Annotated in this window: 4 protein-coding genes and 1 pseudogene; all 5 read right to left on the reverse strand. The window is 39.6% G+C overall.

What is annotated here, in order from left to right; all coding sequences use genetic code 11:
* Positions 1 to 36 precede the first annotated feature (36 nt).
* Entirely contained in the window at positions 37 to 1,158 is a 1,122-nt protein-coding gene (gene rpoD / locus MAQA_RS10485) for an RNA polymerase sigma factor RpoD (RefSeq protein WP_036073707.1), read from the reverse strand.
* Positions 1,159 to 1,250: 92 nt separating this feature from the next.
* Positions 1,251 to 3,134: pseudogene (gene dnaG / locus MAQA_RS10490) on the reverse strand (DNA primase).
* Entirely contained in the window at positions 3,131 to 3,592 is a 462-nt protein-coding gene (locus MAQA_RS10495) for a YaiI/YqxD family protein (protein WP_052008572.1), read from the reverse strand. Before MAQA_RS10495 ends, dnaG begins: the two are co-directional and overlap by 4 nt.
* 184 nt (positions 3,593 to 3,776) lie before the next feature.
* Positions 3,777 to 4,601: a pyruvate, water dikinase regulatory protein gene (locus MAQA_RS10500; RefSeq protein ID WP_036073711.1), complete on the reverse strand. Its 825-nt coding sequence runs from the start codon at positions 4,599 to 4,601 to the stop codon at positions 3,777 to 3,779.
* A gap of 69 nt (positions 4,602 to 4,670) precedes the next feature.
* Positions 4,671 to 6,403 (reverse strand): glycine--tRNA ligase subunit beta (gene glyS, locus MAQA_RS10505; protein WP_036073713.1); only part of this gene is annotated, 1,733 nt, incomplete at its 5' end.

Here is a 6,403-nt window from a genome sequence, read left to right on the forward strand (position 1 = left end):
CACATCCGAATCCAGAATGTGGCGTGGCTTAAGTTTTTACTCTAAAAAGTCTTTCAATTGTTTACTTCTGCTTGGATGACGGAGCTTCCGAAGCGCTTTAGCTTCAATTTGTCGAATCCGCTCACGAGTAACTCCAAACACACGTCCAACTTCTTCTAAAGTACGTGTTCTGCCATCGTCTAAGCCAAAGCGGAGACGCAGAACATTTTCCTCACGATCAGTAAGCGTATCTAGCACATCTTCAAGTTGTTCTTTGAGTAATTCATAAGCCGCATGATCAGAAGGAGAAGTTGCTTCCTGATCTTCAATAAAGTCTCCCAAGTGAGAATCGTCCTCTTCTCCAATCGGTGTTTCAAGTGAAACCGGCTCTTGAGCAATCTTAAGAATTTCACGTACTTTTTCAGTAGGCAAATCCATTTCTTCTCCAATTTCTTCCGGTGATGGATCACGACCAAGATCTTGTAAAAGCGAACGCTGTACCCGAATCAGTTTGTTAATGGTTTCAACCATGTGAACGGGAATCCGGATAGTACGAGCTTGGTCTGCAATAGCTCTTGTAATCGCTTGACGAATCCACCACGTTGCATAGGTACTGAATTTAAAGCCTTTATTAAAGTCGAACTTTTCAACAGCTTTCATAAGACCCATGTTTCCTTCTTGAATCAAGTCAAGAAACAGCATTCCACGTCCCACATAACGTTTGGCGATACTCACAACTAGACGTAAGTTAGCTTCTGCAAGACGTCCCTTTGCTTCGATGTCACCTTTTTCAATCCGTTTGGCAAGGGCAATTTCCTCATCGGCAGAAAGCAGATCAACTCGCCCAATTTCCTTCAAATACATTCTGACAGGGTCATTGATCTTCACGCCAGGTGGTACACTCATATCCGTCAAATCAAATTCTTCATTTTCTTCTTTTACGAGTTCTTTCTCGTCTGGATCCGCATCATCGTCGTCATCAGCCACTTCAATCCCAACTTGTGTTAGATGCTCCAAAAATTCATCCATTTGATCAGAATCAAGCGTAAAAGGAGCTAATTTGGCAGCAATATTACTGTAGGTTAAGATCCCTACTTTTTTACCCTCTCCAATTAGGGCTTCTTTAACTTGTTCAACTGTTTCAGTACTTTGTTTTACATTTTCTTGTTTTTCACTCATACTGCTGCTTCCTCCTCTCAAAATACTGCCCGCTCACGGATACTCATTTATCCATACCATTATTCGGCAGTTTTAAAACGTTTCACACTATTTTAAAGTTCGTAATCTCCTTTTGCTAACTTCTGACGTAAGGAAATAAATTCCATAAGAGCTTGTTTCGCACCCTCCTGATCCCCTAGACGATCTTTTTCACTAGCTTCTGCTTTCTTTTTGCTTAATACGGTCTAATAAAATTTGTTTTTTTTAAGCTATTAATATAATCCAAGTATTCATCAGAGGTTGCTTCTTCCGGTGTTTCAAGCATAACAAGTTCAGAAACTAAATTTTTCAGTGCCGGATCCGTCAAATAATCCATAAATCGATTTGGATCCGCCCCATTCCCATCTAAATAATAGGCCATTAAATGCGTATATAAAGCTTGAAACTCATCGTGTTGGAACGTGAGCCCATCCAAAAGCTGATGGATTGCAGAAAAAGCCTCCTCACTTCCAATCATCGCTTTCATCAATAGATATTCAGAAGCATGGTAAGCTTGAAGCGTTTGTCTAACTGGCTGAGCACTTACTAAGCCACCATAAAAATCATCAGGAGGTGGTGCTAGGTCAAGCAAAAAATCGTCTTCAGCAGAAACCCTTTTAGAGGAACCTTTTTGCTCCACAATTTTTTGCTGAAGTTGCTCTTTTAAAGCCGGAATCGAGATCTCAAATTCGTCAGCTAGTTGCTTCAAATAAAGTTCACGCTCAACCGCTTGGCTTAATTTCCCAATTTCAGTCAGCGCTTCATCCATATATTGCAATCGTTCTGAATCATTTTGCAAGTTTCGCTTTTTCCGCAAATAAAAGAGCTTATAAGCAGTCCAAGTCATTCGCTCATGCAAATAGACTTCCAAAAAACGTTCAGCCCCGTATTCCTTAATAAATTCATCGGGGTCTTTCCCGCCAGGAAGCGCTAAAACAAAAATCTCCATCCGACTTTTTTCTTCTAATAAAAGTCCAGCTTTATAGGCTGCCTCAATTCCGGCTCGGTCGCCATCATAACTAATAACCGCTCGATTAGCAATCCGGCGAACAAGTCCGATATGCTCTTCTGTTAAGCTTGTTCCCATCGAAGCAATTCCGTTTACAAGACCGGCATCAGCTGCAGAAATGACATCCATAAATCCTTCAAGAAGTAGCACTTCTTCTCGCTTTCTGATTTCTGTTCGGCCTTCTGAAAAATGATAAAGTAGTCGTCTTTTATTAAACAAAGGTGTTTCCGGCGTATTTAAATATTTGGGGCCATTTTCCTGATCGATCAATCGACCCGAAAAACCAACGAGTTGCCCCCGATCATCCGTGATTGGAAACATGATGCGGCTCCGAAAACGGTCCACAACCGAGCCGTCTTCACGCTCAGTCAAAAGTCCTGCTTGGACCGCCAGTTCTAAATCTGCTCCTCGCTTTTCTAAAAACGAAGACACTGTTGCATGGTGATTTGGTGCAAATCCGATTTGAAATTCTGTCATGCTCGCCTCAGTCATGCCACGTTCTTTTAAATATTGTAACGCCTTATAACCTTCTTCTGTTTCCATTAATAGATAGTGATATAGCTTAGCAGCAAGCTGATTCAATTCGATCATTTTTTGCGCTTCGCTTGTCACACGTGGTCCATTTTCTTCTGATTCTGCAAGACTTTCTGGTAGGACTACATCTACATGGGTGAGGTCAGCTGTTTTTTTTTACAGATTCTACAAATGAAAGATGATCATGCTCCATTAAAAACGAAAAGACATTTCCACCTTTTCCACAACCAAAACAATGAAAAATCTGCTTTTCAGGAGATACTGAAAACGAAGGTGTCTTCTCGCCATGAAATGGGCATAAGCCAATATAATTTCGCCCTTGTTTCTTGAGCTTGACGTAATTACCTATAACATCAACAATATCCGCTTGATTCCGGATCTGCTCAATCGTTTCCTCAGGAATTCTTTGAGTCATTGATCGTCAACTCCTAGGAATTTTAATTTCGTTAAAAACTGTTCAAGATTTTGCTTAAAAATTTGCCGATCTTTCTCTGTCATCGCTTTTGGACCTTTTCCATACTCGCCTCTTCTTCTTGCCTTCGCGCGAGATTCCCGCTGTTCAAGGAGTAGTGTCATCATCTCATCTTGATAAATTTCCCCGCGATTTGAAAATACGGTGCATTTTGAAAGCAACATGCTCGCAAGTCCGATATCCTGTGTAATGACGATGTCTCCCTTCTCTGATACATTCACTATCCGAAGATCTGCTGCTTCTTTTTCAGTATCGACATATATCCAGTGTTCATCTACACGGTTTTTACCAAAATGATTATAAGAAGCTACATAAATAACTTCTAAATGAAACATTTGAGCAAGCGATTTGATTTCTTCTTTAACTGGACAAGCATCCGCATCGACAATAATCTTAGGCAAAAACTTCCCTCCTTTTACTTGCTATGAACAAATCAAAAAACGAGCCAAAAACCCGTTTTTCATCTCTACACATTACATGCGGAAAAGAATCCGCAAAAATGAATTATACGAGATTCGTGCACTTTTTTCAAGCGTGTAAATCCCGTATAATATATATATTCGCCATAAAATCAAAAAATCCTTCTTAAAGTTCTAAATTTTCATCAGCAATTTCACCAATATGCATCAAAATATCATTTGCAGTCTCTTCAATTGCTTTATTCGTCACATCAAGCACAAAACAGCCTAATTTATCTGTTAAAATCTTAAAGAATTTCAATTCTTCAGTGATTCTGTCATCGCTTGAGTACATGCCCGCACCGTTCAATCCCATCGAAATTAATCGTTTAGAACGAATTTGGTTTAACTTAGTACGACTAATTTTTAATCCAATAATTTTTTTCGGGTCAATTTCAAAGAGTTCTTCTGGAATTTCAGCTTCTGGAACGATTGGAATATTACATATCTTAAGACCTTTAAGCGCTAAATACTGTGATAAAGGCGTCTTTGAAGTTCGTGAAACTCCAATTAAAACATAGTCCGCTTGAAGAATCCCCCGAGGGTTTCTGCCATCATCATTTTCAACTGCAAATTCAATCGCAGCCACTTTATTAAAGTACGCTTCATCAAGTGAGCGCACACGCCCTGGCTCCGAAAGCGGCTTGATTTTATACGTTTTTTCAAGTTGACCGAGTAGCGGGCCAAAAATATCAATAATCGGAACACCATAAGTTTCGGCTTGTTTATTTAATTCAGTTCGAACTTCTTCGAGTACCACCGTGTGTACAATAATGCCATGATTCACAGCAACAAGATCAACAATTTCTTCAATTAAGTCTTTTGAATTAATATGGTGAAAGCGATGAATAAATTTTGGAGTTTGTCCAAACTGCGAAAGTGCTGCTCTTGTGACCAGTTCTGCGGTTTCACCCGTTGAATCAGAAACGACATAAACTGCTGGTTGGGTCATTTTTTACGCTCCTTTTTATTTAAAAGCAGGAACTTTTTCAAGATAAAGTTCCTGCTTTCTGCTCTTCCTCTATTTTACATGAATAGCATCCATTTCCGCAAATTCTTTGATAAATTCAGCTAGTTCAAATAAAACTTCTAAACGGTTATCGCGACGCTCTTTTTCCTCACTCATAACAAGTGTTGTATCGAAATATTGATCAATCGCTCCCCGCATTTCACGGAAGCGCTCAAGGCGTTCTTTACTCGTTAAGCTTGCAAAATCACGTTTCATTGAAATCAATTCGTCAAACAGCTGTTTCTCTGCTTCGTTTTCAAACAGTTGGTCGTTAATTTCAATATTTTCTTCGTGTTTCTTCGCAAGATTAGCTACTCGAGATAAAGCTTCGATGGTTGGTCTAAACCAGTCTTTTTGAGCACTATCATTTAAAAGTTTTGCCCGTTCCATAATATCAGGTACAAAGTTTGCATCTTCACTCGTGACCGCATCAATGATATCAAGGCGAACTTTTTGATCCTGTAAAAGGACGCGCAACCGATTTTTCAAGAAAGTTTGTGCTTCTACATAAATCTCTTCATCAGAAAGCGTAGCAATACCCGCATTTCTTTCGATAGTTACAATTTCTTTTAGCAATTCTGCAAGTGGCAAATTCCAACCTGTATTCAAAAGAATCCGCATTACACCAAAAGCACTGCGTCGCAAGCTAAATGGATCTTGTGAACCAGTTGGAATCATTCCCACACAGAAAAAGCTCACAAGGGTTTCCAGTTTGTCTGCTATTGCAAGCAAGCTTCCTAATTCCGTTTCTGGAAGTGGGCCTTCTGCAGAAGTAGGCATATAATGCTCTCGAATCGCTGTTGCAACCTCAGGCTTTTCTCCTTGGATGCGTGCATATTTTTCTCCCATGATTCCTTGAAGCTCAGGAAATTCTCCAACGACATTTGTCACTAAGTCAAACTTATAAATTTCAGAGACGCGCGAAACATCTTTTTTATCTGAGTCACTCCATGAAAGGAAATCTGCAAGTAATAACGCAACTTGCTCTACACGTTTCATTTTTTCAGAAAGCGAGCCTAATTTTTCGTGAAAAACAATATGTGAAAGCTTCGCTACTGCATCCTCAATCTTCATTTTCAGATCTTCTTTATAGAAAAATTCTCCATCAGAAAGGCGAGCACGAAGTACTTTTTCATTACCACGAACCACCGTTTCAAAATGCTCATGATTTCCATTTCGAACCGTAATAAAATGTGGTAAAAGTTGTCCTTCCTTATTGAACACAGGAAAATAACGTTGATGCTCTTTCATCGAAGTAATCAAAATTTCTTCAGGAAGATCTAAATAACTTTCTTCAAATCCGCCTTCAAGAACGGTAGGATACTCCACAAGATTGTTGACTTCCTCAAGCAATTCTTCATCTTTTGAAACAATCCAGCCCTTTTCAGCACAAACTTCTTCAATTTGTCCCCAAATAGCCGCTTTTCGTTTGAATGGATCGGCTACGACAAACTCTTCAAGCAGCTTCATTTCATAGTCCTTCGGTTCCGGAATCACGGTTTCATGTCCAAGAAAACGATGCCCACGGCTCATATTTCCTGTTTCTACTCCTGCAACTTCAAAAGGAACCACTTCCTCACCAAATAAAGCCACGAGCCATTTAATAGGCCGAATATAACGCATTTCATTTGCTCCCCAGTGCATGCTAACGGGGAATGTCATATCCGTAATGATTTTTTTGAGTTCCGGTAAAAGTGTTTTCGTCTCAATTCCCGTTACCTTTTTCTCTATATAGATGTATTCTA

This window comes from Listeria aquatica FSL S10-1188 (assembly GCF_000525795.1).
Taxonomy (GTDB): Bacteria; Bacillota; Bacilli; order Lactobacillales; family Listeriaceae; genus Listeria; species Listeria aquatica.

Coding starts and splice junctions, on each gene's coding strand:
- MAQA_RS10500 (WP_036073711.1), bottom strand. CDS start 4,601: ATGACCCAACCAGCAGTTTATGTCGTTTCTGATTCAACGGGTGAAACC.
- rpoD (WP_036073707.1), bottom strand. CDS start 1,158: ATGAGTGAAAAACAAGAAAATGTAAAACAAAGTACTGAAACAGTTGAA.